Source organism: Pseudomonas laurentiana, assembly GCF_014648275.1.
Taxonomy (GTDB): Bacteria; Pseudomonadota; Gammaproteobacteria; order Pseudomonadales; family Pseudomonadaceae; genus Aquipseudomonas; species Aquipseudomonas laurentiana.
Genome location: NZ_BMQU01000004.1, coordinates 169,357 through 194,824, shown reverse-complemented (window position 1 = coordinate 194,824; position 25,468 = coordinate 169,357). Strand labels below are relative to the sequence as shown.

Annotated in this window: 21 protein-coding genes; 7 read left to right on the top strand and 14 right to left on the bottom strand. The window is 60.7% G+C overall.

The window, feature by feature from the left end:
• Positions 1-1,188, top strand: a complete 1,188-nt coding sequence (locus IE038_RS06220; protein WP_189395322.1) for an acyl-CoA dehydrogenase family protein — start codon at positions 1-3, stop codon at positions 1,186-1,188.
• Between the two features lie 112 nt (positions 1,189-1,300).
• Here the strand turns inward: IE038_RS06220 and IE038_RS06215 are convergent, their stop codons facing one another.
• The 7 genes from IE038_RS06215 to msuE form a co-directional block, all read right to left on the bottom strand.
• On the bottom strand, positions 1,301-2,626 hold the full coding sequence (locus IE038_RS06215; protein WP_163936790.1) for an ABC transporter substrate-binding protein: 1,326 nt from the start codon (positions 2,624-2,626) through the stop codon (positions 1,301-1,303).
• Positions 2,627-2,710: 84 nt separating this feature from the next.
• Positions 2,711-3,778 carry a branched-chain amino acid ABC transporter permease gene (locus IE038_RS06210; protein ID WP_163936793.1) on the bottom strand — a complete coding sequence of 356 codons (1,068 nt, stop codon included), beginning with the start codon at positions 3,776-3,778 and terminating at the stop codon, positions 2,711-2,713.
• 11 nt (positions 3,779-3,789) lie between these two features.
• Positions 3,790-4,671, bottom strand: a complete 882-nt coding sequence (locus IE038_RS06205; RefSeq protein WP_163936796.1) for a branched-chain amino acid ABC transporter permease — start codon at positions 4,669-4,671, stop codon at positions 3,790-3,792.
• A gap of 70 nt (positions 4,672-4,741) precedes the next feature.
• On the bottom strand, positions 4,742-5,533 hold the full coding sequence (locus IE038_RS06200) for an ABC transporter ATP-binding protein (RefSeq protein ID WP_189395321.1): 792 nt from the start codon (positions 5,531-5,533) through the stop codon (positions 4,742-4,744).
• Positions 5,534-5,548: 15 nt separating this feature from the next.
• Positions 5,549-6,709, bottom strand: a complete 1,161-nt coding sequence (locus IE038_RS06195; RefSeq protein WP_163936799.1) for an AMP-binding protein — start codon at positions 6,707-6,709, stop codon at positions 5,549-5,551.
• A 13-nt stretch (positions 6,710-6,722) separates the two neighbouring features.
• Positions 6,723-7,814: a dimethylsulfone monooxygenase SfnG gene (sfnG, locus tag IE038_RS06190; protein ID WP_163936803.1), complete on the bottom strand. Its 1,092-nt coding sequence runs from the start codon at positions 7,812-7,814 to the stop codon at positions 6,723-6,725.
• Positions 7,815-7,846: 32 nt separating this feature from the next.
• The gene (msuE, locus tag IE038_RS06185; RefSeq protein ID WP_163936806.1) at positions 7,847-8,410 is read right to left on the bottom strand and encodes an FMN reductase; all 564 of its coding nucleotides are present in this window, start codon (positions 8,408-8,410) and stop codon (positions 7,847-7,849) included.
• A gap of 402 nt (positions 8,411-8,812) precedes the next feature.
• Between msuE and IE038_RS06180 the strand changes: the two genes are divergently transcribed.
• Positions 8,813-10,057 carry an acyl-CoA dehydrogenase family protein gene (locus IE038_RS06180; protein WP_189395320.1) on the top strand — a complete coding sequence of 415 codons (1,245 nt, stop codon included), beginning with the start codon at positions 8,813-8,815 and terminating at the stop codon, positions 10,055-10,057.
• A gap of 68 nt (positions 10,058-10,125) precedes the next feature.
• Here the strand turns inward: IE038_RS06180 and IE038_RS06175 are convergent, their stop codons facing one another.
• The gene (locus IE038_RS06175) at positions 10,126-11,532 is read right to left on the bottom strand and encodes an LLM class flavin-dependent oxidoreductase (protein ID WP_189395319.1); all 1,407 of its coding nucleotides are present in this window, start codon (positions 11,530-11,532) and stop codon (positions 10,126-10,128) included.
• A gap of 685 nt (positions 11,533-12,217) precedes the next feature.
• Between IE038_RS06175 and IE038_RS06170 the strand changes: the two genes are divergently transcribed.
• The 4 genes from IE038_RS06170 to IE038_RS06155 all read left to right on the top strand — a co-directional run bounded on the left by IE038_RS06170 (position 12,218) and on the right by IE038_RS06155 (position 16,506).
• Positions 12,218-12,544 (top strand): DUF485 domain-containing protein, encoded by a 327-nt coding sequence (locus tag IE038_RS06170; protein ID WP_163936810.1) that lies wholly within the window; start codon positions 12,218-12,220, stop codon positions 12,542-12,544.
• Positions 12,541-14,208: a cation acetate symporter gene (locus IE038_RS06165; RefSeq protein WP_229775631.1), complete on the top strand. Its 1,668-nt coding sequence runs from the start codon at positions 12,541-12,543 to the stop codon at positions 14,206-14,208. The genes IE038_RS06170 and IE038_RS06165 overlap by 4 nt, the downstream gene beginning before the upstream one ends.
• Positions 14,209-14,294: 86 nt before the next feature.
• Positions 14,295-15,560, top strand: coding sequence for an OprD family porin (locus IE038_RS06160; protein WP_163936813.1), 1,266 nt, complete (start codon positions 14,295-14,297; stop codon positions 15,558-15,560).
• Positions 15,561-15,720: 160 nt separating this feature from the next.
• A complete protein-coding gene (locus tag IE038_RS06155) occupies positions 15,721-16,506 on the top strand; it encodes a sulfite exporter TauE/SafE family protein (RefSeq protein ID WP_163936816.1) in 786 nt (261 codons plus the stop codon).
• Between the two features lie 855 nt (positions 16,507-17,361).
• Here the strand turns inward: IE038_RS06155 and IE038_RS06150 are convergent.
• From IE038_RS06150 to IE038_RS06140, 3 genes are read right to left on the bottom strand one after another with little or no spacing between them, the layout of a single operon-like run.
• Positions 17,362-18,684: a TRAP transporter large permease gene (locus IE038_RS06150; protein WP_163938340.1), complete on the bottom strand. Its 1,323-nt coding sequence runs from the start codon at positions 18,682-18,684 to the stop codon at positions 17,362-17,364.
• The gene (locus IE038_RS06145) at positions 18,681-19,214 is read right to left on the bottom strand and encodes a TRAP transporter small permease (RefSeq protein WP_163938343.1); all 534 of its coding nucleotides are present in this window, start codon (positions 19,212-19,214) and stop codon (positions 18,681-18,683) included. Before IE038_RS06145 ends, IE038_RS06150 begins: the two co-directional genes overlap by 4 nt.
• A gap of 6 nt (positions 19,215-19,220) precedes the next feature.
• Positions 19,221-20,240, bottom strand: a complete 1,020-nt coding sequence (locus IE038_RS06140) for a TRAP transporter substrate-binding protein (RefSeq protein WP_189395318.1) — start codon at positions 20,238-20,240, stop codon at positions 19,221-19,223.
• A 331-nt stretch (positions 20,241-20,571) separates the two neighbouring features.
• On the opposite strand from IE038_RS06140, the gene IE038_RS06135 reads away from it, so the two are divergent.
• A complete protein-coding gene (locus tag IE038_RS06135) occupies positions 20,572-21,831 on the top strand; it encodes an OprD family porin (protein WP_189395317.1) in 1,260 nt (419 codons plus the stop codon).
• Positions 21,832-21,873: 42 nt separating this feature from the next.
• Here IE038_RS06135 and hpaR read toward each other — a convergent pair whose 3' ends face one another.
• From hpaR to IE038_RS06120, 3 genes are all read right to left on the bottom strand, one after another.
• Positions 21,874-22,296 (bottom strand): homoprotocatechuate degradation operon regulator HpaR, encoded by a 423-nt coding sequence (gene hpaR / locus IE038_RS06130; protein ID WP_163938348.1) that lies wholly within the window; start codon positions 22,294-22,296, stop codon positions 21,874-21,876.
• Positions 22,297-22,394: 98 nt separating this feature from the next.
• The gene (locus IE038_RS06125) at positions 22,395-23,660 is read right to left on the bottom strand and encodes a serine hydrolase domain-containing protein (RefSeq protein WP_229775632.1); all 1,266 of its coding nucleotides are present in this window, start codon (positions 23,658-23,660) and stop codon (positions 22,395-22,397) included.
• A 304-nt stretch (positions 23,661-23,964) separates the two neighbouring features.
• Positions 23,965-25,440, bottom strand: a complete 1,476-nt coding sequence (locus IE038_RS06120) for a TolC family protein (protein WP_163939782.1) — start codon at positions 25,438-25,440, stop codon at positions 23,965-23,967.
• Between the last annotated feature and the right edge of the window lie 28 nt (positions 25,441-25,468).

Sequence of the window (25,468 nt, the reverse complement as noted above, 5' to 3'; positions counted from 1 at the left end):
GTGACTGCTATTCATCAATCCGCACTCCTGACGCCACTGCAGATTGCCCAAGCACTGGCCAGTACGTTTGCCGAAAGCGCGGCAGAACGTGACCGTCTCGGCGGCACACCGAAAGCCGAGCGCGATGCCCTGCGCCAAAGCGGCTTGCTGGGCTTGATCATTCCGACGCAATACGGCGGCCTGGGTGCTGGCTGGACGGAGACGCTGAGCATTGTTCGCGAATTTGCCAAGGTCGACAGTTCGATCGCTCACGTCTTTGGCTTCCAGCACCTGATGCTGGCTACCGTGCGCTTGTTCTCCCGGCCAGACCAATGGCAGCCGTGGTTCGAGCTGACGGCACGCAACAACTGGTTCTGGGGCAACGCCCTCAACCCGCTGGATACCCGTACCGTCTCGAAAAAACTCGCCGGCTGGCGTGAATTTTCAGGGCGTAAAAGCTTCTGCTCGGGCTCGGCCGACTCGGAAATGCTGATCGCCTCGGCGCTGGATGAGTCCACCCAGGGCAAACTGCTGATCGCCGCCATCCCGAGCGGGCGCACCGGCATCACCCTGCACGGCGACTGGGACAATATTGGTCAACGGCAAACCGACAGTGGCAGCGCCACCTTTGAACGGGTACGGGTCGAGGAAAACGAACTGCTGCTCGATCCAGGCCCGTTGAGTACGCCCTTCGCCTGCCTGCGCCCACTGATCGCGCAACTCACCTTCGTCAACATGTTCCTTGGCATTGCCGAAGGTGCCTTCGCCGAAGCCCGAAGCTACACCCTCAAGGAAACCCGACCCTGGTTCAAGGCCAAGGTTGAACACGCCAACGAAGACCCTTACATCCTCGGCCACTATGGCGAGTTCTGGGTTGGCCTGGAAAGCGTGCGATTGCTCACCGAACGGGCAAACGCAATGCTCGATCACGCCTGGCGCAAAGAGCATCAACTGCATAGCGAAGAACGCGGTGAACTGGCCATCGCCATCGCAACCGCCAAGGTGGCGGCAACACGCATCGGCCTGGACCTGACCAGCCGCTTGTTTGAAGTGACAGGCGCCCGCTCCACCCATGCAGCACTGCGCCTCGACCGCTATTGGCGCAACCTGCGCACACAATCCCTGCATGATCCCGTGGACTACAAACTGCAAGAGCTGGGTGACTGGGCGCTGAATGCCCAACTGCCAACCCCGACGTTCTACTCCTAGGGCAAAGGCCCGCCGTCCTCGCTGCGGGTCAGCAGACCAGACCCGGCAGCGCCATTCCCGCCAGTCAATCCAGACAACACCGGGGCACCTGTGCCCCGGCGTCGTCACGCGATCAGGACGCCTGGCTGCAATCCCGTGGGGTGATGCCTTTCTCCTTCGCGTACTTTTGTGCAGACGCTTCGATGATCGGTCGCAGCAGCGCGCGGTCGGCCTGCACCCAATCGCTGATCAGGTTCCATTTCTCCCCGTCCCACTGCTGGAAGCGCACGGCACCGCCACCTTCATGGTCAGAGCAGGACAATTGCAGAGGCTGCACCAGGCCCAAAGCACCCAGTTCCTTGAGCCGTGCGTCATCCAGTTTCAGGTGCTCAAAGCCCCAGCGCACTTGCTCGCCAGTCAATGGCTTGTGACCGTACTTTTCCTGCGCCAGTCGCACCGCCTCGACGTTGAGAATGCCGTTCACCACACCCAGGTTGTAGTAGACGGTACCGAAGCGCTTTGGATCGGCGAGGTCGCCATGACCGGCATCGATAACGTCCTTCTTGATCCCTTGCGTCACCGGAAAAGTGGTTCCGGAGGGGTGCGTGGTAATGGAGATGAAGCCTTTGGCCGCAGCCCCTGCCGGAGCGGCGTCTTCCTCGGAGTTGCTCCAGATGTTGCCGATGATTCGGTCCGCCGGGAAGCCGACCTTCTGCGCACTCTTCAGAGCAACCGGGTTCATGACTCCCCAGCCTCGCAGAATGACCCAGTCCGGCTTGGCGCGACGGATGTTCAACCATTGCGATTGCTGCTCGTTGCCCGGGTGCGGCACCTCCAGCAGGGTCAGGCTGAAGCCATACTTGTCGGCCAGCGCTTGCAAGACCTCGTTGGTCTCCTTGCCATAGGGTGAGCCGTGGTAGAGCGTAACGATTTTCTTGCCACTCAACTTGTCCAATCCGCCTGACTGCTGGCCGATGTAGTTGATGATCGCCGACACCTCGGAGTACGGGTTCAGCTGCAGCGGAAAGGCATAGGGGAACACGCTGCCGTCGGTGGAGTCCGTGCGCCCGTGATTGATGGTGATCAGCGGCAGCTTGTCTGCCGTCGAGCGGTCCAGGGTGGCATAGGCAATACCTACCGACAGCGGGTTGGTCGCGGCGGCTGGCGCCCCGTTCAAGCCGTTTTTCAGGCGCTCGTAGCACTCAACGCCCTTCTCTACCACGTACTCGGTTTCGCACTCGCTCCAGGTCAGCTTGACCCCATTCACCCCGCCGTTGGCGTTGACGTACTTGAGGTAATCGATAAACCCGCCAAAGAAGCCGGTACCGCCTGCCGCATAAGGGCCAACGCGGTAGCTTTGCAACGGGAAGTACTGTTCGCCATCGGCTTTGGCGATAAAGGCAGTGGCACTCAAGCTCACGGCCAGCGCGAGGCTGCTGAGCAAAGATCGTTTGAACATCGCGTGTTTCCTTGTCGAATCGTTAAGCAATGGCTTGCGCCTGAAGGGTGAAATGCGGAGCGAGCTCCGCCTGCAGGGATTCGCTCAGTAGCGCAGCGGCCATCGCCGTGCGCGCTCGCGAAATCGTTGCCAGAGGCGCGCCAGCCCCTCTGGTTCCTTGATCAGGAAAAGAATGATCAGTGCACCGAACACCATCTTTTGCAGGTTCTCGACCTGACCGGCGTCGATCAGGCCCGCAGGCAACAGCCCGGCCAGGTTCGAGAGCAGGATCGGAAACAGCACGATGAACGCCGCACCGAGGAAATTGCCAAGCAAGCTGCCCAGCCCCCCGATAATGATGATGAACAACACCTGGAATGAGCGGTTCAGGTCAAAGCCATGAGGCTCTACCGTACCCAGGTAGGTAAAGGCCCAGAGTGCGCCGGCAATACCGAGGAAAAATCCGCTGATGGCAAAGGCCAACAGCTTGGTCTTGAGCAATGGGATACCGATGACTGCAGCCGCTGTGTCCATGTCGCGCACGGCCATCCAGTTGCGCCCCAACTCGCTGCGCACCAGGTTTTTACCCAACCAGAACAGCACCACGACCACCCCAAGGGTGAACAGGTAACGGCCCGCCGGCGAACTGAAATCGACGCCCATGAGTTGCAACGGCGGCGCACTGATGACCCCTGAGGCGCTGTCATTGGAAAACCAGCTGAACTTGGTCAACGCCCATTGCACGAAGAACTGCGCGGCCAGGGTCGACACCAGCAAGTAGAAGCCCTTGATGCGAAGGCTGGGCAAACCGAACAGCAAGGCCGTCAGGGCCGCACAAACGCCCCCCAGCGCAAGGCTCAGCAGTAACGGCAAACCCGGTACGCGCAGTTCGAAGTTGTAGGTAGCAAACGCCCCTACCGCCATGAAGGCCGCCGAACCGAGGGAGAGTTGCCCGGCATAGCCCGTCAGCAAATTCAGCCCGAGCCCCGCCAGCGACAACACCAGAAACGGAATCAGAATGGCACTGAACCAGTAGTCATTGCCCAGGTAGGGCACCGCCACAAAGGCAAACAGCAACAATGCCAACAGGGCGTGGCGATCCTGACGCAGGCGGAATACGCGACGATCCTGGGCGTAACGGGTACTGAACTGACCGGCTTCGTTGTACAACATGGCACTCTCCCTCAAACCCGCTCAATGGCACGTTCGCCAAACAATCCGGCTGGACGCACCAGCAGAAACAGCAACGCCAGCACATAGGGGAACCAGTTCTCGATGCCCCCTCCCACGAACGGCCCGAGGTAGACCTCGGCAAGCTTCTCGCTGGCACCGATGATCAGACCGCCGACAATCGCCCCACTGATCGAGGTGAACCCGCCAATGATCAGTACCGGCAAGGCCTTGAGCACGATGAGCGAAAGGGAGAACTGCACCCCCAGGCGGGCGCCCCAGAGCAGCCCGGCAACCAGGCCGACAAACCCGGCTACCGCCCACACCACCGCCCAGATACGCTGCAGACGAATACCCACGGCCAACGCCGCAACGGGATCGTCGGCCACGGCCCGCAACGACAAGCCAATGCGGGTCTTGCTGAACAGCAACGACAACACCAGCACCAGCAGCGCTGCCGTAGCCGCCGCGAACAGGTCGAACGAAGACAGCAACATGCCGCCCACCGCCAACGGCTCATCACTGATGCCCAGTTCAAGGCCATGCACCTGTGCGCCCCACAGCGCCTGGGCAAAGCCTTCGATCATGTACGACAGGCCAAGCGTGGCCATGAACAAGGTGATCGGTGAGCGGTTGACCAACGGCCGTAGCACCACCCGTTCAACCGCCAGGGCCAACAGCACCATCGCCGCCAGGGTCAAGACAAACGCCAACCAGAACGGCAGCCCGCGCTCCAGCAAACTGACAAAGGTCAGCGCAGAGAACAGCACCATCGCGCCCTGAGCGAAATTGAACACGCCGGAGGCCTTGTAGATCAGTACAAACCCGATGGCCACCAGGGCGTACATCACCCCGGCCAGCAAGCCGCCGATCAGTACTTCAAAGAAAAAATCCATGTCGTTTCCTGCTTTTCGGGCAATACGAGGCCAACCGCCCAACGCAGGACGGCAAACACGTGAACGCGGGTTAGTGTCGGGTACCGAGGTAAGCGGCAATTACGTCAGGGTTTTGCCGGACCTGATCCGGCGGGCCATCGCCAATCTTGCGGCCATAGTCCAGCACCACCACATGGTGCGAAATACCCATGACCACGCCGATATCGTGCTCGATCAACACCACGGTGGTACCGAACTCGCGGTTGATGTCGACGATAAACCGGCTCATCTGCGCCTTCTCTTCGGCATTCATCCCGGCCATTGGCTCATCCAGCAACAACAAGGTAGGTTCTGCGGCCAAGGCACGCGCCAACTCAACCCGCTTTTGCAGGCCATAGGGCAAGGTACCGACAATCGCATCACGCCACGGCTGGATCTGTAGAAACGCAATGACGCGCTCTGCCGCTTCGCGCTGCAGGTCATCTTCAGCCGCAACCCGCCCAACCCGCAGCGCTTGCTCCAACCAACTGCTGCGCCGTTTCAGGTTGCGCCCGGTCAGGACGTTGTCGAGTACCGTCATGCCCTTGAACAACGCAATGTTCTGAAAGGTCCGGGCGATACCGCGTTGCGCCGCGTCGTGAGGACGCATGCGACGCTGCACCTGGCCGGCAAAGTGAATGCGGCCTTCCTGCGCCTGGTACACCCCGTTGATCACATTCAACAGCGAACTCTTGCCGGCACCGTTAGGCCCGATCAAGGCACAGATCTCACCGGGCGCAACCGAGAAGCTGATGCCGGCAACCGCCGTGACGCCCTTGAAGGACAGGGAAATGTTGTCCAGCGCCAACAATGGCGCCGGCACAGCAGAGTGGCGTGTGGACATCGTTCTCTCTCCTCATCAAGCCAGTTGCGGACGATCATCGATCCAGCCACTGATACGGCTGGCAGGCTCAATTGGCGCCACCTGCCAGCGTGCAGGGTCCGGCCAGGTCCGGACACGGATATCCAACGCGGCAAAAAAAGCCTGCACCGGCTCTGCCAACGGCTCCCCGACCAACAGCGGTGCCTGTATGCGGCTGAAGCCAATGATGTCGCGCAGCGCACGTCTCACCAGCCAGTAGCCGAGCAGACGGCGCAGTGCTCCCGGTTGAGCCGCCAGTGCCCAATCCACCAACCGCCGCTGCCAGGTGCCTGCATCCGGCAGGCGTGTCAGCACCTCCTGATAAAGCCGGCCATATGTCTCGCGCGTACCCGCTACCAGGGTCGGCCCCAGCTCGCGACGATCACGGTCGCGGGTGTGCAGGTTTTCGGGGAAGTTCAGGCGAAATCCGGCAATCAGCCATGGCGCCAGCAAGTAACGCGCCTGGCCACCTGCAGCGAAGGCCCGGGCCGCCAGTGCTTCCTCATCCGGACCAAGGTGCTCCAGCTGCACCAGACGCGCGCCTTCACGCACCAACTCCCCATGGCTGATACGTTGCAATTCGATGTGCTGGTCCTCATGCAAACGGTAGAAATTGAAGGCGCTGCGCTCCGTGCGCGCCCTCACCTTGAGCGCCGGATCGGCCGAGGTTGCCACCAGCACGGCGTAATCGAGAGCCGCTTCTGCGTACTCGGCCGCCACACCTCGTCCATCGGCATAAAACAGCAGAGAAGCACTCAACTTCGCCGCGCCGACCAACGCCATTTCCTCCGCACCTTCCGCGAAGAAGTAGCCAGGGTTCAGCTCACGCAACAACTCAACCTGAGCAGCACTGCCCTGCAACGGATCGAACAACACGGCGACCCCACCCAGCCATTGCGCCGCCAGCGCCGCAATCAAGGCTTCCGGCCGTGGACGACTCAATACCACGAGGGTGCTCGCCTCCGTGAAGCCACGCTGTTGAAACGCCGTGGCCAGACGATGGACCTCATCGGCCAACTGCTGCCAGGTACGCACCTGCCAAACGCCCAAGTGCTTGTGCCGCAAGGCCAGGCGTGTAGCGTGATCCGCCGCCTGTCGCTGCAGCCATTCGGGCAACGTGCCTGGGGCATCAGGGCGGTGCTGCGCAAACTGAACCATAGCGCCTCCCGCCTCAGGCTACGGCCTTGTCAACCAGACGCTGGGCTTCCAGCTCACGGACCAATGGCAGCACCTTGCGACCGAAGTACTCGACTTCTTCCTGGAAGTGCAGGAAGCCACCCAACACCAGATCCACCCCTACCGCTTTCAGGGCGACGATACGCTCGGCAATCTGTTGCGGCGTACCAATCAGGTTGGTCTTGAAGCCATCGTTGTACTGCACCAGGTCCTCGAAGCTGGATTTGGCCCAGTTGCCTTCGCCTTCAGGGCTGGCCTTGCCGGCTTGCCGGGCCGCATCGCCAAACGCGTTGACCGCTTCCGGATCGGCCTTGTCGATGATCTCGGCAAGCACCGCGCGGGCCTCTTCCTCGGTGTCGCGAGCGATGATGAACGCGTTCACACCGACCTTGACCGTATGATTGTTCGCCGCAGCCTTGGCCTTGATGTCATCCACCTGAGCCTTGATGCCTTCGACTGTATTGCCGTTGGTGAAGTACCAGTCAGACACCCGAGCAGCCATGTCGCGAGCAGCCCGCGAGCTGCCGCCCTGGAAGATCTCGGGGTGCTGCTGCAGTGGCTTGGGCCGCAGGGTGTAGTTATGGAAGCGATAGAAATCGCCGCGCTGGGTGAAGTTATCGGTGGTCCAGATGCCTTTGAGCGCGGTAATGAACTCTTCCGAACGACGGTAGCGCTCATCGTGCTCCAGCCACGGCTCACCGATCGCGGTGAACTCTCCCTTGAACCAACCCGACACCACGTTGACAGCCACACGCCCGCCCGTCAGGTGGTCGATGGTTGCAATCTGCTTGGCCAGCAGTGCAGGCGTCCAGGGCCCTGGCAGCACGGCAGCAATCACCTTCAGGCGCGTGGTGGCGGCGAGCAGTGCATGGCTGAAGGTGACCGACTCATGCTGGTATTCCGCGCCGTAACCGGCGGTGAAGCGGATCTGCGACAGCGCATACTCGAAACCGGCGTTCTCGGCGATTTGCGCGAGCTTGCGGTTGTAGTCGATGTCCCAACTGGTGCGCTGTTCGATCTTGCTGACCACCAGACCGCCGCTGACGTTAGGCACCCAATAGGCAAACTTGATCTGTTCTTGGCTCATTGCAGGTACTCCATTGAGTTGAAAGGGCTGAATCAGGCTGCGCTGGTGTTGCGCTGAAAACGTGGGCCAAGGCTTGCGACCGCAGCCTCGACCGCGCGCTCGATACGTTCGCGCAGTTGCGTGTTACTGATGTGGTAGTTGTCGAAGTCGGCTTCCGAGGCGTACACGCCAACCGGCAGGCTGAGCGCCTGGAAGAAGCCGAACAGTGGTCGTAGTTGATGGTCGATGATCAGGGCATGGCGCTCCGAACCGCCGGTAGCGGCCAGCAGCACAGGGACCTGCTTCAAGGCCTCGTGATGAACAAAGTCGAACAGGTGCTTGAACAGGCCGGTATAGGACGCGCGGTACACTGGGGTCGCCGCAATCAGAAGGTCTGCGCTTTCGATGGCCTGCAGGTCTGCCTGGACCGCAGCAGGCAGGGCTTCACGGCGCAGCACACCGGCGAACTGCGGGCCGACCTTGGCCAGCTCAATCAGGTGCAGCTCAATGGGCAACTGCTGCGCCAGCTCTGCCACCAACGCATTGAGCAGCACCAGGGTGCGTGAGGGCTGCTGCACGCTCCCGGAGACTGCGACGACTTTCAGTATTCTGCTCATTGATCGACCCCTGCCTGGACATGCCACCGCGGCATCCACACAAGGGCTATAGCAGCAACTGTGCCACAGCATTAATTCCTTATATTTCAATAACTTGAACACAATCAACGGACGCCACCCGATGTTCCGTGGCAGGCAAGCTGCTGATCATCTGTTGCCGCACAAACAGTTCGCTGCGACACGCCACTGCCGACACGCCTGCACGCGCTCCCGGCGCAGCTGTTGCCAGGGCAGCAGCAGTTCCACAACGTGCCCGCCAGCCGACATTAAAAAGCCGCCAAAACGAGCCAGACGCCAAGCATTACGGGGCCTGACGTGCTGGGCATGGCCTGTGCATTAGACCGGGGGACAGCGACCAGACCGGTCCGCGGCTTTGTCTAATGCCCTAACAGGAGCTACACCATGACTGCCCAGCAACAGCACATACCGCACGCCCTCTCCAACGGAACCGACTACGAACAACTGGCCGCACGATTCCGGCCGATTTTCAGCCGCATCGCCGCCGGCGCCCTCGAACGCGAGCGCACCCGCAGCCTGCCCTATGAGCCGGTGAAATGGCTCAAGGAAGCCGGCTTTGGCGCTGTACGCGTACCGGTGCAATACGGTGGTGCCGGCGCCTCATTGCCCCAGTTGTTCCAACTGCTGATCGAACTGGCCGAAGCCGACTCCAACCTGCCACAAGCCCTGCGCGGCCACTTCGCCTTTGTCGAAGATCGCCTCAACGCTCACGCCAGCGCACCACAGGACGTCTGGTTCAAGCGCTTTCTCGACGGCGACCTGGTCGGCAATGCCTGGACCGAAGTAGGCGCCGTGAAACTGGGGCAGGTGATTACCCGTGTCTCGCGCCAAGGCGATCAGTGGCGGGTCAATGGCACCAAGTACTACAGCACCGGCAGCATCTTTGCCGACTGGATCGACCTCTATGCCCAACGTGACGACACCGGCGGTGATGTCATTGCTGCGGTCCGTGTCCAGCAACCCGGTATTACCCTCAGCGACGACTGGGACGGTTTTGGCCAGCGCACCACCGGCAGCGGCACCTCCGTGTTCGACAACGTCGTGGTGGAAGACGAAAACCTGTTCGACTTTGCCACCCGCTTCAAATACCAGACCGCGTTCTATCAGTTGGTACTGCTGGCGGTACTGGTCGGCTCCGGTCGTGCGGCCGTGCGCGACATCGCCGACGAAGTGCGCAAACGCACGCGCATTTTCAGCACGGGCAATGCTGCCGCTGCCAGTGACGATGCTCAGGTTCAGCAGGTGGTCGGCAAGGCCTCGGCCCAAGCCTATGCCGCCGAGGCCACCGCGCTACGTGCAGCCGCTGCCGCGCAGCGCGCCTACGAGAGCCACTTTGGCAAGGATGCAGACGCCGAGCGTGCCGCCAACATTGCCGCCGAACTGGAGTCGGCTCAAGGCCAGGTGGTCATTGCCGAGCTGGTCCTGCGCGCCACCAGCGACCTGTTCAACGCGCTCAGCGCGTCGGCCACCAGCACCAGCAAACTGCTTGACCGTCATTGGCGCAACGCCCGCACAGCCGCCTCACACAACCCGCTGATCTACAAGGAGCGGATCATCGGTGACTGGGAGATCAACGGCACCGAACCACCGTATGTCTGGCAGATCGGTGGCGGTGCTAAACAGGGCTAAAGCAAACGACCCCTCGTCACATCGACGAGGGGTCGGATCAATCATCGTGGCCTGTTATCCCGCAGGGATCAGGCCAGCACTGAAGCGTCTTCTTCACGTGCCGCCAGCGCGGCGAGATCGCGGTAGTCGGCAGCAGGATGGTTCTGCGGCAAGCGCGGGCCTTCGCCGAAGAGTTTTTCGCGCAAGGTGCCAGGGGTGTACTCCTTCTTGTAGACACCGCGCTTCTGCAGCTCAGGCACCAACAGCTCGACCACATCGGCGAAGGTTTCATGGGCCAGGGCATAGGCCAGGTTGAAACCATCCACGTCGGTTTCCTCAACCCACGCCTGCAACTCATCCGCCACCGTTTGCGCACTGCCAACCAGCAGCGGGCCAAAGCCGCCAATACCCACCCAGTCGGCCAACTCTTTTACGGTCCATTGCTTGTTCGGGTCCGCCGTCGAGAACGTTTCGACCGCCGACTGAATGGCATTGGTGTGGATGTGCTTGAGGACCTGATCTGGCTGGTACTCGGAAAAGTCGATACCGGTCCAGCCAGAGATCAAGGCCAAAGCGCCTTCGTAGCTGGTGTACGACGTGTAGTCCTGCCACTTGGCCTGGGCCTGGGCATCGGTTTCTCCGACGATTACGGTCAGCAAGTTGAACACCAGCACCTTGCGCGGATCGCGTCCCGCTTCGGCAGCACGCCGACGAATGTCCGCCACCGTCTTTTTCAGTAAGATCTTCGATGGAGACGCAACAAATACACACTCGGCGTGCTCGGCCGCAAACTGCTTGCCACGGCTGGAGGCACCCGCCTGATACAGCACCGGGGTGCGCTGTGGCGACGGCTCGCAAAGGTGAATGCCGGGGATCTGGAAATGCTTACCGGCATGCTTGATACCATGGATCTTGCTCGGATCACTGAAAATACGCCGCTCACGATCACGCTGTACCGCGCCCTCCTCCCAACTGCCCTCAAACAGCTTGTAGAGCACTTCAAGGTACTCATCGGCATAGTCGTAACGGGCATCGTGATCGCTCAAGGCTTTCTGCCCGAGATTGCGCGCGCCGCTGTCCAGGTAAGAGGTGACAATGTTCCAGCCAATGCGCCCCTTGGTCAGGTGATCGAGGGTGGAAAGGCGGCGGGCAAACGGATAGGGATGCTCGAAACTCAACGACGCGGTCAAACCAAAACCCAAATGCTCGGTCACCAGTGCCATAGGGGTGATCAGCGCCAGCGGATCGTTGACCGGTACCTGGGTCGACTGACGGATCGCCGCATCGCCATTGCCGTTGAACACATCGTAGATACCGATGACATCGGCGATGAAAATGCCGTCGAAACGGCCACGCTCCAACAACTTGGCCAGGTCGGTCCAATACTCCAGGTCCTTGTACTGCCAGGAGCGGTCCCGAGGATGTGCCCAGAGGCCGGGAGATTGGTGACCGACGCAGTTCATCTCAAAGGCATTCAAACGAATTTCACGAGGCATGGGAGGCTCTCCAGTACTCAACAGGTTCTACGCCACATCAGGCGCTGTTGCCGAGTACCTCTCATAAACCATGCCAGCTATTTAGTTCTTTATTATCAATAACTTATATAAGAAAAACGATCGAATGCCTGTGTAACGCGCGACACCTTGTTGATCCGCTGTACGTGAGGCAACAGCAAGCCCATGTGTTTGTTGCAAGACAGCCAGTGCTGGGCTGAACCCCAATACCTGAATTTTCGGCCCGAAATGTATAGTACTAATACTATACAACGCAGGTAGTACTTCCATAATTGACCGACATTGTTATATAAGGTGCGCGGAGCCATCTGCGCTGCTTCCCACCGACAAGGGTGCAGCAAACATCAAGAGCTAATAATCAGCCACCGGGTGCCAGTTATGTCGATCTTCAAACAGGGACCAGTCCCTGCACGCGCGCGTCTTATCGCCTTCAATACGCTCTACCCGAGCGAACCTTGCGCCAGCGTTTTCCACATTCCCCCATTTTGATCAGTCGTTACACGAGTGAGCTGAAACGCTGCGCGAGATGATTCCGCCGGCGTAACACGGCACTCGACACTTACCCGTTTTTCCTGGCGAAGGGCTGCTGCCCATCGCCACGACGCCCTGCACCCGAAAAACGACCGCAGGGCACACCAGGCAATAAAAAAAACAAGGAGCCACACCGATGAAAAACGCTGAGCTGTCCCATGCGCAGAGTTGCGACCGCATCCGCGCCAACCCCAAATTCCAGCGACTGGTGCGCAGCCGTTCGCGCCTGGCCTGGTCATTGAGTGCCGCTGTGCTGGGCGCCTACTACCTGTTCATGCTGGTGGTCGCGTTCTACCCGCAAGTACTGCATGCCCCTCTGGCCGAAGGCCGCCAACTAACGGTCGGTATCCCGGTCGCGGCGGCGATCATCGTGTTGTCCTGGCTGCTCACCGGCTGGTATGTGCGCAGCGCCAACACCCGCTTCGACGCATTGAGTGCCGACCTGCTGGAGGAGTTGAAATGAGCCGTCGCCTCGCCTCCCTTGGCCTTGCCAGCCTGCTGCTGTCACCGGCCGCAGCCTTCGCCGCCCCCATCGTCGTGGCAGAAAAACAACCGATCAACCTGCACGCCATCGGCATGTTCTTCGTATTCGTCCTCGGCACCTTGATGATCACCTGGTGGGCTGCACGGCAAACCAAGTCGACCTCAGACTTCTACACCGCTGGCGGCGGCATCAGCGGCTTCCAGAACGGTCTGGCAATTGCCGGTGACTACATGTCTGCGGCCACCCTGCTGGGCTTGTCCAGCCTGGTCTTCGCCAAAGGTTATGACGGGTTCATCTACACAGTGGCGTTCTTCGTCGGCTGGCCGATCATCACCTTTCTGATGGCCGAGCGCCTGCGCAACCTCGGGCGCTATACCTTCGCCGACATCGTCTCCTACCGCCTGGACCAAGGCAAAATCCGCACCTTCGCAGCCTTCGGCTCGCTCACCGTGGTGTGCTGCTACCTGGTCGTACAGATGGTCGGCGCGGGTCAGTTGATCAAACTGCTGTTCGGCCTGGATTACTCCACGGCGGTAATGGTGGTTGGTGTGCTGATGCTGGTCTACGTGATCTTCGGCGGCATGATTGCCACCACCTGGGTACAGATCATCAAGGCCGTGCTGCTGCTGGCTGGCGGCACCACCCTGGCCTTGCTGGCCATGGCCGAGTTCGGCTTCAGCTTTGAAACCCTGGCAACCCGCGCCGTTGCAGCCCACGCCACGGGCTGGAACATCATGGGCCCTGGCTCGATGCTCGCCGACCCGATCAACGCGGCTTCGCTGTCGCTCGGCCTGGTGTTCGGGATTGCCGGCCTGCCGCATATCCTGATGCGCTTCTTCACCGTGCCGAACGCCAAGGAAGCCCGCAAGTCGGTGTTCTTTGCCACCGGATTCATCGGTTTCTTCTTCCTCGTGGTCATGGTGCTGGGCTATGCCGCGATCGTGATCGTCGGCACTGACCCGCAGTTCTATGTCGGCGGCGACCTCAAAGGCGCATTGATCGGCGGTGGCAACATGGTTGCCATGCACCTGGCCAAGGCCGTGGGCGGCAACCTGTTCCTCGGCTTCCTCTCGGCAGTGGCCTTCGCCACCATCCTGGCCGTAGTGTCGGGCCTGGCCCTGGCCGGTGCATCGGCAATCTCCCACGACCTGTACGCCACCGTACTGAAGAAAGGCACTGCCAGCGAAAAAGACGAGATGCGCGTAACCCGTATCGCCACGGTCGGCTTGGGCATCATCGCGATCCTGCTGGGCATCCTGTTCGAGAAGCAGAACGTCGCCTTCCTGGTGGGCCTGACCTTCGGCATCGCCGCCTCCACCAACTTCCCGGTACTGATCATGGCCATGTACTGGAAAGACCTGACCACCAAGGGCGCCCTGGCCGGTGGCTTCGTCGGCCTGTTCACCGCCCTGACCCTGGTGATCCTGTCGCCTGCAGTCTGGGTGTCGGTGCTCGGCAATGCGCAAGCGATCTACCCGTACGACCACCCGGCACTGTTCTCCATGCCGCTGGCCTTCCTGGTAATCGTGCTGGTGTCCAAGCTCGACCGCAGCGCGCAAGCCGCGCGTGAACGTGCCGCATTCGACGACCAGTTCGTACGCGCCCAGACCGGCCTGGGTGCTGCCACGGCAGTCGCCCACTGATCAGCATCACCTGAAACCACCTGCACCGAGCGCAACCGGTGCAGGCCAGGCCGTACCCCATTCAATAACAATAAAAGGGCTTTACCATGTACCGCACGCACCCCATCGCTACCCGCCTGTTGGTTTCGGCAACGCTGGCCGGCCTCTGCGCACCTGCCAACGCCGAGTTTCTCAAGGACAGCAAAGCCAACCTGGAACTGCGCAACTTCTATTTCAACCGCGATTTCCGCCAGCACAACGCGCCTCAAAACAAGGCCGAGGAATGGGCCCAGGGCTTTCTCCTGCGCTATGAGTCCGGCTTCACCGAAGGCACCGTCGGCTTTGGCGTCGATGCCATCGGCCTGCTCGGGGTCAAACTCGATTCAAGCCCGGATCGCGGCGGCAGCGGCCTGTTGCAACGTGACCGTGAAGCACCACGCCGCGCTCAGGACGAATACGGCGAACTGGGCATGACCGCCAAAGTACGTGTCTCCAAGAGCGTACTGAAAGCCGGCACCCTGTTGCCCAAACTGCCGGTGCTGATGGCCAACGACTCCCGCCTGCTGCCGCAGACCTTCGAGGGCGGGCAACTGAACTCGCAGGAAATCGACAAGCTGAACGTCGACCTCGGTCAGGTGCGCCAAGTGAACCAGCGCGACTCCACCGACTACGAAGACATGGCCATCACCACCGGTGGGGCGAAGAACATCAAGACCCGCAGCACCACCAGCGACCAGTTCAACTTCGCCAACCTTACCTACAAGTGGAGCGACAGCCTGAACACCACCTACGGCTACGGTGGGCTGGACAACTTCTACCGCCAGCACTTCCTTGGCCTGAACCACGTGCTGGCACTGGGCGAAGGACAGTCACTGAAAAGTGATCTGCGCTTTGCCCGCTCCCTTGACGACGGCGGCAGCAACGTCGACAACAAGGCGTTCGGTGCAATGTTCACCTACGGCATCCAGGGCCACGCCTTTGGCCTGGGTTACCAACGCATGAGCGGGGATACCGGCTTTGCCTACATCAATGGAGCCGACGCTTACCTGGTGAACTTCGTGCAGATCGGCGACTTCGCCAACAAGGACGAACAGTCCCTGCAGGCGCGTTACGACTTCAACTTCGCCAGCGTGGGCATTCCCGGCCTGACCTTCATGACCCGCTACCTGCAGGGCGACAACATCGACCTCGGTGCCGGCAAGCCTGAAGGCAAGGAATGGGAACGCGATACCGATATCGGCTATGTGGTTCAGAGCGGCGCGCTGAAAAACTTCGGCATCAAATGGCGCAACGCTACCGTACGCACCGGCCACTTTGGCAACAAGCTGGACGAGAACCGCCTGATCCTGAGCTACAGCATCGCACTGTGGTAAAGGCCCAGGCCATCACCTGAGGCTGCAACAGGGGCATTGGTTCCAATGCCCCTTCCAACATCTGGTTATAACCTAATAGCACATAATTATATTTGGCTATAAAAAAAGCCGTTATGCTGCTTGCGCCCCGCTCACAGCTCGTCTGGTGCTTAGATAGATTATGGATGCAGGTTACTTAGGTTTTTCCGTTGCAGGCTTGGTTGTCGGTTTCATCGTCGGCATGACCGGCGTTGGTGGCGGATCGCTGATGACTCCGATCCTGCTCTGGTTCGGTATCAACCCGGCTACGGCTGTAGGCACCGACCTGCTCTACGCTGCCATCACTAAAGGCAGCGGCGTCTGGGTTCATGGCAAGAACAAGAACATCGACTGGAAAATCACCGGCTGGCTCGCGCTCGGCAGTGTTCCAGCAGCGGCACTGACACTCTGGTTCCTCACCACCCTGCACACCGATACTCAAGCGTTGAACGCAGTGATCAAGCAGGGCCTGGCCGTGGTACTGGTACTGACGGCACTGGCGATCCTGTTCAAAAGCCGCCTGCAGGCCTTCGCCAGCAAACATGCCCGCGACCACTACCACCTCAGCGACAAGACCCTGAACGTCCTGACCGTGATCACCGGCGTCGTGCTCGGCATCATGGTTTCCCTGACGTCCATCGGCGCTGGCGCCCTGGGTACTGTGGCACTGTTCCTGCTCTACCCGTACCTGGCCACCCGTCGCCTGGTCGGCACCGAAATCGCTCACGCCGTTCCCCTGACCCTGGTCGCCGGCCTCGGCCACGCCAGCATGGGCAACATGGACTGGACCCTGCTGGGCTACCTGCTGCTCGGCTCGCTGCCCGGAATCTACATCGGCAGCCACCTGACCGGTCGCATCTCCGACAACGTACTGCGCCCTTGCCTGGCCTGCATGCTGCTGCTGATTGGCTACAAGCTAGCCTTCTGATCGCACTGACACTCCGCTGACGCCATCGCAGGCAAGCCTGCTCCAACAAAAACCGAGCAGGTGGTGGGAGCGGGTCTTGCCCGCGATGCAGGCGCCGCGAATTCACCGACACCCACCGACGCCATCGCAGGCAAGCCTGCTCCAACAAAAACCGAGCAGGTGGTGGGAGCGGGTCTTGCCCGCGATGCAGGCGCCGCGAATTCACCGAAGCCCCGCTGACGCCATCGCAGGCAAATCTGCTCCAACTAAAACCGAGCAGGTGGTGGGAGCGGGTCTTGCCCGCGATGCAGACCCCGCGAATTCACTGACACCCCGCCGACGCCATCGCAGGCAAGCCTGCTCCAACAAAAACCGAGCAGGTTGTAGGAGCGGGTCTTGCCCGCGATGCAGGCACCGCGAACGCACTGACACCCCGCCGACGCCATCGCAGGCAAGCCTGCTCCAACAAAAACCGAGCAGGTTGTAGGAGCGGGTCTTGCCCGCGATGCAGGCACCGCGAACGCACTGACACCCCGCCGACGCCATCGCAGGCAAGCCTACTCCAACTAAAACCGAGCAGGTGGTGGGAGCGGGTCTTGCCCGCGATGCAGGCGCCGCGAACGCACTGACACCCCGCCGACGCCATCGCAGGCACGCCTGCTCCAACTAAAACCGAGCAGGTGGTGGGAGCGGGTCTTGCCCGCGATGCAGGCGCCGCGAATTCACCGACACCCCACCGGCGCCATCGCAGGCAAGCCTGCTCCAACTAAAACCGAGCAGGTGGTGGGAGCGGGTCTTGCCCGCGATGCAGGCGCCGCGAACGCACCGACACACCACCGATACACTCGCAGGCAAGCCTGCTCCAGCAGGTAGCCGTCAGAAACTCAACAACCACAAGCTGAGCGCCGGGAACGCGACCAGCAACACGATGCGCAACAAGTCCGAACACAGGAACGGGACAATACCTATCGCGGTTTCACTGTAGGGCACGTCGCGTGCTGTGCGCTGGACGATGAACAGGTTCATGCCCAGCGGTGGGTGAATCAGTCCGATTTCCACCACCATCAAGGCCAGAATGCCGAACCAGATCGATTTTTCCGAAGCGTCCAGCCCATAAAAATCCAGGCCCATGATCATCGGATAGAAGATCGGGATGGTCAGCAGAATCATCGCCAACGAATCCATCACACAGCCCAGCAGCAGGTACAAGCCAAGGATGACGGCCAGCACCAGCATCGGCGCCAGGCCACTGTTGATCACCCACGCCGCCAGCTCCGTGGGCATCTGGGTCAGCGCCAGACCGGAGTTGAGCAGATCCGCGCCCAGCAACACGAGAAAAATCATCGCCGAGGTTTCTGCTGTACCCAACAGGCTCGCCCGAATGCCGTCCCAACGCATGCCGCCCTGCTGAACCGCGAGGATGCCGCAGGCCGCCGCACCGATCGAGGCCGCTTCAGTCGGGTTGGCCCAACCACCATAGATGCCGACGATCACCACCAGGAAAACGCCAATCACTGGCGACACCTGAACCAGCGCCTTGAGCCGCTCTACCCGCGTCGCCTTCGGCGACACCGTGGCCTGGCTTTCGTCCCGGGAGACCATGATCCGTAACACGATCATGTAACCGACAATGGCAACTACCCCCGGCACGATCGCCGCCACAAACAGCTTGGCGATCGACTCCTGGGTCAGTACGGCATAGATGATCAACGGTACCGACGGCGGAATCAAAATACCCAGGGTGCCACCCGCAGCAACGGTCGCGGTCGCCAGGCGACCGGAATAGTTGTGCCGGCGCAGCTCGGGCAACGCCACATGGCTCATGGTCGCCGCCGTGGCCAGGGAGGACCCGCAAATCGCCCCGAAACCGGCGCAGGCGCCAATCGCCGACATGCCCATACCGCCCTTCCAATGGCCGATAAACGCTGACGCACAACGAAAGATCGACCGTGACAGGCCACCGTGGGTGGCGAACTGGCCCATCATCACAAACAGCGGGATGACGGCCAGGTCGTAGTTGGACAGGCGCGAATAGGCCAGATCATTGAGGGTGAACAACAGGCTCGACAGATCGCCGTTGTTCACCGCCCAGAAACAGGCCGCGCCACCGATCAGCATGGTGATGCCGATGTGCACCCGCAGCAGCAACAGCACCATGGTAATGGACAGCGCAATCAGACCCAGGCTCAGACCGCTCATGCGCGACCTCCCATACGTTGGAAAATGTCGCTGATACGCGCCAGCGCACACACACCCAACAACACCAGGCTAGGTACGATCAGCATTAACGGAATCCACAACGGGAACGACAGCAATGTGGTGACATCGCCGTTCTCATGGTTGTCGAACATCTGCTGCGTGGTACGCCAGGCCATAATCCAGGCCACGGCGCAGCACAGCAGGTGCGCCAACACATCCAGCAGATCACGCACGCGTACTGGCAACCACTGGGTCAGCGCGTCGACCTTGATGTGTTGACCACGCAGCTCGCACAACGGCAGGAACGCGGCGATGGCAAAGGAGGCACCGACCTCCATCAACTCCATGTCCCCACGGATCGGCGCCGAGAACAGCTTGCGACCGACAATGGACACCAGCGACATGCCGATCAAAGCCATGAACGTCAGCCCACCGGCCAGGGCAAAGCCCTGGGCCAGGTGCATCAAGGCCCGCCGGCCACTCCCCTGTGTTACGTCCGAGGCGACGTTGAAGTCCAAGGATTCATTCATGGGCGGTTACTGCGCAGCACTGGAGAGTTTACGTACGCCGTCCACCAGTGCCTGGCCGTCGAGCCCCTTGCCGGCAACTTCCTTGACCCATTGATCGACCGCTGGCGCAGCTGCCGCCTGCATGTCGGCGTAGGCCGCACCATTGATTTCGACCAAGCCTTGCGCCGGGGTCGCGTCATGGGCGCGGTCCATGGCGTTGTCCCAGGAGTTGGCGAAGCGTTCGGACAACGCCTTGCCGCTGTTACGCTCGATGATGGCCTGCAGATCCTTAGGCAGGCTGTCGAACTTGCGCTGGCTCATCAACATGGCCAATACGGTGTAACCGAAGGCCGGCTGCCCGGCCGGAGTGGCGCTGTGGTACTGGGTCACTTCGTTGAGCTTGGTCGCCGGCACCACTTCCCAGGACGCCAGGGCGCCATCCACCACACCTTTGGAAATGGCTTCGGTCATCTGCGCTGGCGGCATGCTCACCGGCGTAGCGCCCAGGCTTTCGATGGTCTTGGCAGCAGTACGGCTGGAGGCGCGCAGTTTCAGGCCGGTCAGATCCGCCAGGTTCTGCACTGGCTTGCCGCGTGTGTGCAGGCTCATGCCGCCGTCGCCGTGGATCACCAGCACCTTGTAATCCTTGAAGTCCTCCTTGGCGTACTGCTCGTAGTAATCCCAGATGATCTTGTTACCCACCTTGCCGCCATAAGGCAGCACGAACGGCAGCTCCAACGCCTCGACCCGCGGGAACTTGCCGGCGGAGTACGACGGACCGGTCCAGACGATATCGGCGACCCCGTTACGTGCCATGTCCGCAAGCTTGGCCGGCGTGCCACCCAACTGCATCGACGGATAGAGCTGGCATTGCAGGCGATCCTGGGATTCCTGGCGCAGTTGATCGCACCACGGCTGGATGATGTTGACCTGGACATTGGAGGTGGACGGCAGGAAATGCGCGACCTTGAGGGTGTAGGTCTCGGCATGCGCAGATACGGCACCTGTCATCGCCATGTACAGGGCGGCAGCTTTGATTTTTTTCATTGTGGTAGCTCCGTTTTGTTTTTGTAGTCGTGTGCGCAGCCATCGTTCGCGCCGGCATGGGAGGCATTGATACGTTAACAGGTTAATTTTATCAACCAGATCGTCAAGCTCAGAAAAGAGCTCAAGCCGCCTGAAAACCAGATAAAAAAGCAAATATCTCTTATAAATCAGTAATTTAATTTGTTTTTTCTGATTTTCAAAGGATGCGCGCTAGCTTTCAAATCTAAAAAAATGTTGTTAACAGCTTAACAAGTAGCTAACTTTCAGCACCAAGCCCTGTCGCGCAAAGGGGCCTTCATTCCAAAAACAAAAATGCCTAGAGATAACAATAATGATAAGGAAATTGGGCTCACTGCCCCTGCTCTCCTGTGCCATCGCCAGCAGTTTCAGCGGCGTCGCACTGGCCGATTTCATCGGCGACAGCACCGCACGCATCGAAGCGCGCAACATGTACATGAACCGCGACTTCCGTCAGGACAACGCCCCCCAGGCCAAGGCTGAAGAGTGGGCACAAGGCTTGACCGGCCGCTTCGAGTCGGGCTTCACCGAAGGCACGGTGGGGTTTGGGGTGGATGCACTCGCCCAGGTCGGGATCAAACTCGACTCCAGCCGTGACCGCCGTAATACCGGCCTGCTGCCCTATGGTCGCCAAAGCCTGGAGCCGGAAGACAACTACAGCGAGCTGGGCCTGACCGCAAAACTGCGGGTATCGAAAAGCGTGCTCAAGGTGGGTACGTTGCAGCCCCTCCTGCCCGTGGTCTCGTATAACGACACGCGCCTGCTCTCCTCCACCTACTCCGGCGGCCTGCTGACCTCGCAGGAAATCGACGGCCTGACCCTCAACGCCGGGCGCCTGGACAAGATCAATCTGCGTGATTCATCAAGCAACGATGAGATGAACTACGGCGGCGTGGAGAGCGACCACCTCGACCTCGCTGGCGGCAGCTACACCCTCACCCCGAACCTGACGGCGAGCTACTATTTCGCCAAGATGGAAGACATCTACCAACAGCACTTCGCCGGCCTGGTACACACCTGGAAACTGGGCGAAGGCGTCAGCCTGAAAACCGACCTGCGCTACTTCAGCACCGGCGAAGACGGCGAAAAACGCTTTCGCAGTGCGGCACGGGTCAATGGCGGGCACATCGACAACCGCTTCTTCAACGGCATGACTACCCTGGCGGTGGGTGCACATAAATTCGGTGTGGGTTACCAGAACCTGTCGGGGGATGGCGACTTCGCGTTTCCGGGCGTAGACCCGTACTCGGTCAACCTGGTGACCTACAACGCCTTCACCAAAGCCGAGACCGACGCCTGGCAAGCCCGCTACGACTATGACTTCGCGGGCCTTGGCATTCCCGGGCTGGCCTTCATGACCCGTTACGTCAACGCCAAGAACGTCGAAACTGCCGCCGTGCAGGGCGGCACAGAGTGGGAACGCGATACCGACCTGGTCTACACCTTCCAGGACGGCTCACTGAAAGGCCTGAACATACGCCTGCGCAACGCGACCTTCCGTTCCGGCGACGGCCTGAAAACCGCAATCGACGAAAACCGCATCATCCTCGGCTACACCCTGGCACTGTTCTAAGCTACCGCGCGCCTGCCGGAACCCTGGACAGGCGCGCCACACTCAGGGCTTGATCTGCTTGAGCTCTTCCAGCAAGCCAAGCAATTGCTGCAACTTCTCCTCGCCCATCTGCTGCTGAATCCGTCGATAGTTAGCCTCTACCTCGTCAATCATGGACACGAAGCACTGCTGACCCTTTGCCGTCAGATTGATCATGACCCGGCGCTGGTCGTGGACAAGTTTGCGGCGGCTGACGATGCCGTCACGCTCCAGGCGCCCCAACACCCCGGTCATGCTCGGCTTGAGGATGCAGGCCAGCTCCGCCAACTGATAATTTTCCATCTCGCCCTGCTGACGCAGGATGCGGATAACCCGCCATTGCTGCTCGGTGAAACCGTGCTGGTTGAGCAATGGCCGAAAGAACGCCATGGCTGCTTCGCGGGCCTGTAGCAGGGCGAGCGTAAGAGAGGGGCTGGTAGCGGGCATGAGGGGTATAGGGCTCCGACGTGTTATGAATTATTCAACGGCGCTGACACCAGACTGCCCAACAGATGGAGCAGCGTCAATTGAATAGCGGTCTGGCGCTACCGGCTCATCAGGTACTTGGCCACAGCATGGTAGGCCGGCAACGACGTCGCATCGTTGGCCGTGTTGGCGGCGACGGGATGGCTGGCAAACCGTGCGATCACCACCTCGGCCGTTGGGTCGACATACAACGCCTGACCGTAGACACCCCGGGCCATGAATGCACCATGCTCGTTATGGGTGTTCCACCACATGTCGTGGTAGCTCCAGCCGGTCAGTGTGGTGTAACCGGCCTTGGCAAAGGCCTCCTTGCTGGCACCGCGGCGAATGTCGTCGACAGCCGCTTTGGGTACGACCTGCTGCCCGTTGTACTGCCCTTCGTTGCGGATCATTTCACCGAACCGGGCCAAATCACGCAGCCCCGCATTGAGACCACCCCCCGCAAACGGCGTACCGGTAGAGTCCACCGTCATGTAGGCATCCTGCTCCGCCCCCAGCTTGCTCCAGATACGCTCTGAGAGTAGCTGCGCAACGGTTTTGCCACTCACCCGCGCCAACACCCAGCCCAAGGCGTCGGTATTGGCTGTGCGGTAATGAAACGCCTCACCGTGAACCCCTTCTGGCTGCACGGTTTGCAGGAATTCGTAGTACGAACGCGGGCCGGTGTAGTCTTTAGGCTTAGGCAGAGGGCTACCGGCGGCGGCATGTGCCCAGACTTCAGCCTTCGGATCGGCGTAGTTCTCGCTGAAGCGTATGCCCGTGGTCATGTCCATCAACTGACGCACAGTCGCACTGCCAAACGCCGATTTGCCCAGCTCCGGCACGTACTCAACCACCTTGCGTTCAGGATCAAGCGTGCCCTCGGCCACCATCATCGCCGCCAACGTGCCGATGAACGTCTTGGTCACCGACATCCCCGCATGCTGCCCTTCTGGCTTCAATACGCCGAAATAGCGCTCGTACACGACACGCCCTTTGTGCAGCACGACGATGCCATCGGTGTAGTTCGCCAACAACGAATCGCGCCAGGTCATCGGACGGTCGCCGCCCATCGGGACAAAACTCACCTCATCAATACCCGGCTGCAGCGCACGCTCAAGCGTGTTGGGTGCGCCTATGCCACGCGACACGTTAGTCGTCGGCATCAACTCCCTGAAGTGCGCGACGCTCCAGCGCATCTGCGGATACTGAAAGTAACTGCCATCCTCGAAGCGAATAATGCGTTCGGGCGGTGGTGGCGACCCGACCATCCAGCCCATTCTGGCCGGGTCACTTTCCAGTGCGTCGGGGACAGGCGGACTGCTGAATGCGGCACTCGGCATCATCCATGCCAGCACTGCACACACAAGGGGAACAGGGACAACGCGTTGCATCCGACCAAGCTTCATAGCTCAACTCCCTTTTGGCTTATCGCCACCATACCGATAACCACGTAAAGCCGTTCGCTTTAACGTGCAATCATACGGCGCGACTTCGATATCAAAACACGGCCGTTTGGATTAGGGATGCAGGCGCGCCTCGATGGCGTCAGTGCGGGTGTCAGGCACATGAGTTAACAGGGGGCAGTCAGAGCCCCTTGTGGGAGAGCGCTTGCTCGCGAAGGGCCGCAAAGCGGCCCAGAACCAGCGATCAACGATTCCAGTTGGCCTCGTTGTTCTGCAGTGCCGTGGCGATGGTCTGCAGGTTGTTGTCCGGCAGGGTGTCCGGCAGCGGGTCGCTACCTGAGCTGACATACAACTGGGCGTAGGCATTGCGCAGCTCGGCGTAGGACAGGTCGCGCTTGAGCTGGGTCTGCAGGTTGTTCAGTTCACCCTGGATCAGCTCCAGTTCCCCGATGTTCTGCGTCTGGTAACGGTTGCGCAGCTGTTCGGCGATCTGGCCATCGAGGCTGGCCAGTTCTTCGCTGGTATGGAACTGACGCACGGCTTCGTTGAAGTTGGCGTTGGCCACGTACAACTGTGCCAGCACCGCCATGGACATCGCCTGGCGACGGGCTGCGGCAACATCCTGGCCGGCCTCGGCCACCTTGATCGCCGTCGGTGCCGAGAGCACGTTGAACAGGTTCCAGGTGATCTTCACCCCGTAGTCGGCCCAGCTCTGGTTGGTCAGGAAGGAGTTGCTGTCGTAATGACCGCCAGCGGAGAACTCCAGGCCCGGCAGCATGCGCAGCATGGCCTTGCGGGTTTCCGCGGCGCTGATACGCGCCTGGTAGTCCTGCTCGCGCAGTTCCGGACGGCTGGCCAGGGCCTGCTGTTCGAGCGTCTGCAGGTCACCTTTGAACTGCGGCACCACGTAGCCTTCTTCCGGCGCCAGGGTGAAGTGGGTATTGAGCGGCAGGTTGATCAGCGCCGCCAGCTCGGTCTTGGCCAGTGACAGTGCGCGGCGCTGCTCTTCCAGCTGACGGGTGGCTTCGATCAGGGCGCGCTGGTAGCTCAGGGTCTGCACCGGATCACCGACGCGCTGGGCAGCCATATGCTGGCTGTTTTCGCGGGCCTGGTGGATGCGGCTCATCAGGCCGTCGATCTGGGTCAGCAGGCGCTGCGCCGCCACCGCACGCCAATACGCTGAACGTACGTCCTGGGTGATGGTGTGGATCACTTTGCGCCGGCGCTCTTCGAGGATCAGGCGCTGGTCGGCCTGCTGTTTGGCGCTGACGTAGCTGACACCGAAGTCGAGCACGTTCCAGACCATGGTCAGGTCCGCCACTTCGCGGTCACGGTCCTGAGAGGTCGAGGGTTCCAACGACTGGGTACCGGTCTGGACACTCTGGCTGCTCGACGCACTGGTGTTGTTGCGGCCTGCATAACCGGCCGCAAGGGCCATGCGTGGAAGCATATCAAAGCGGGCCAGGTCGACCTGGCGCCTGGACAGGGCTTCTTCCATCACTTTCAGGCGGGCTTCAAGGTTGTACTTCACCGCCCGAGCCATGGCTTGGTGCAACGTCAACGGACCGTTGATCGGCTCCTGATCCTTGAACATGGACACCAGGTCAGTGCGTGCACGTTCCTCGCTGGCGCTGCGCTCGATCGGCTGGCTGGTCACGGCGCAACCGCTGATGGCCAGCGCCAGCAAGCTGGCACCGAACAGTTTCTGGCTTTTCTTCATCCTTGGGCCGCCCCCTGGTACGGCTCTA

Coding starts and splice junctions, on each gene's coding strand:
- IE038_RS06155 (WP_163936816.1), top strand. CDS start 15,721: ATGGATGCAGGTTACTTAGGTTTTTCCGTTGCAGGCTTGGTTGTCGGT.
- sfnG (WP_163936803.1), bottom strand. CDS start 7,814: ATGAGCCAAGAACAGATCAAGTTTGCCTATTGGGTGCCTAACGTCAGC.
- IE038_RS06160 (WP_163936813.1), top strand. CDS start 14,295: ATGTACCGCACGCACCCCATCGCTACCCGCCTGTTGGTTTCGGCAACG.
- IE038_RS06165 (WP_229775631.1), top strand. CDS start 12,541: ATGAGCCGTCGCCTCGCCTCCCTTGGCCTTGCCAGCCTGCTGCTGTCA.
- IE038_RS06175 (WP_189395319.1), bottom strand. CDS start 11,532: ATGCCTCGTGAAATTCGTTTGAATGCCTTTGAGATGAACTGCGTCGGT.
- IE038_RS06135 (WP_189395317.1), top strand. CDS start 20,572: ATGATAAGGAAATTGGGCTCACTGCCCCTGCTCTCCTGTGCCATCGCC.
- IE038_RS06180 (WP_189395320.1), top strand. CDS start 8,813: ATGACTGCCCAGCAACAGCACATACCGCACGCCCTCTCCAACGGAACC.
- IE038_RS06200 (WP_189395321.1), bottom strand. CDS start 5,533: ATGTCCACACGCCACTCTGCTGTGCCGGCGCCATTGTTGGCGCTGGAC.
- msuE (WP_163936806.1), bottom strand. CDS start 8,410: ATGAGCAGAATACTGAAAGTCGTCGCAGTCTCCGGGAGCGTGCAGCAG.
- IE038_RS06195 (WP_163936799.1), bottom strand. CDS start 6,709: ATGGTTCAGTTTGCGCAGCACCGCCCTGATGCCCCAGGCACGTTGCCC.
- IE038_RS06215 (WP_163936790.1), bottom strand. CDS start 2,626: ATGTTCAAACGATCTTTGCTCAGCAGCCTCGCGCTGGCCGTGAGCTTG.
- IE038_RS06205 (WP_163936796.1), bottom strand. CDS start 4,671: ATGGATTTTTTCTTTGAAGTACTGATCGGCGGCTTGCTGGCCGGGGTG.
- IE038_RS06150 (WP_163938340.1), bottom strand. CDS start 18,684: ATGAGCGGTCTGAGCCTGGGTCTGATTGCGCTGTCCATTACCATGGTG.
- IE038_RS06145 (WP_163938343.1), bottom strand. CDS start 19,214: ATGAATGAATCCTTGGACTTCAACGTCGCCTCGGACGTAACACAGGGG.
- IE038_RS06140 (WP_189395318.1), bottom strand. CDS start 20,240: ATGAAAAAAATCAAAGCTGCCGCCCTGTACATGGCGATGACAGGTGCC.
- IE038_RS06210 (WP_163936793.1), bottom strand. CDS start 3,778: ATGTTGTACAACGAAGCCGGTCAGTTCAGTACCCGTTACGCCCAGGAT.
- IE038_RS06125 (WP_229775632.1), bottom strand. CDS start 23,660: ATGATGCCGAGTGCCGCATTCAGCAGTCCGCCTGTCCCCGACGCACTG.
- hpaR (WP_163938348.1), bottom strand. CDS start 22,296: ATGCCCGCTACCAGCCCCTCTCTTACGCTCGCCCTGCTACAGGCCCGC.
- IE038_RS06170 (WP_163936810.1), top strand. CDS start 12,218: ATGAAAAACGCTGAGCTGTCCCATGCGCAGAGTTGCGACCGCATCCGC.
- IE038_RS06120 (WP_163939782.1), bottom strand. CDS start 25,440: ATGAAGAAAAGCCAGAAACTGTTCGGTGCCAGCTTGCTGGCGCTGGCC.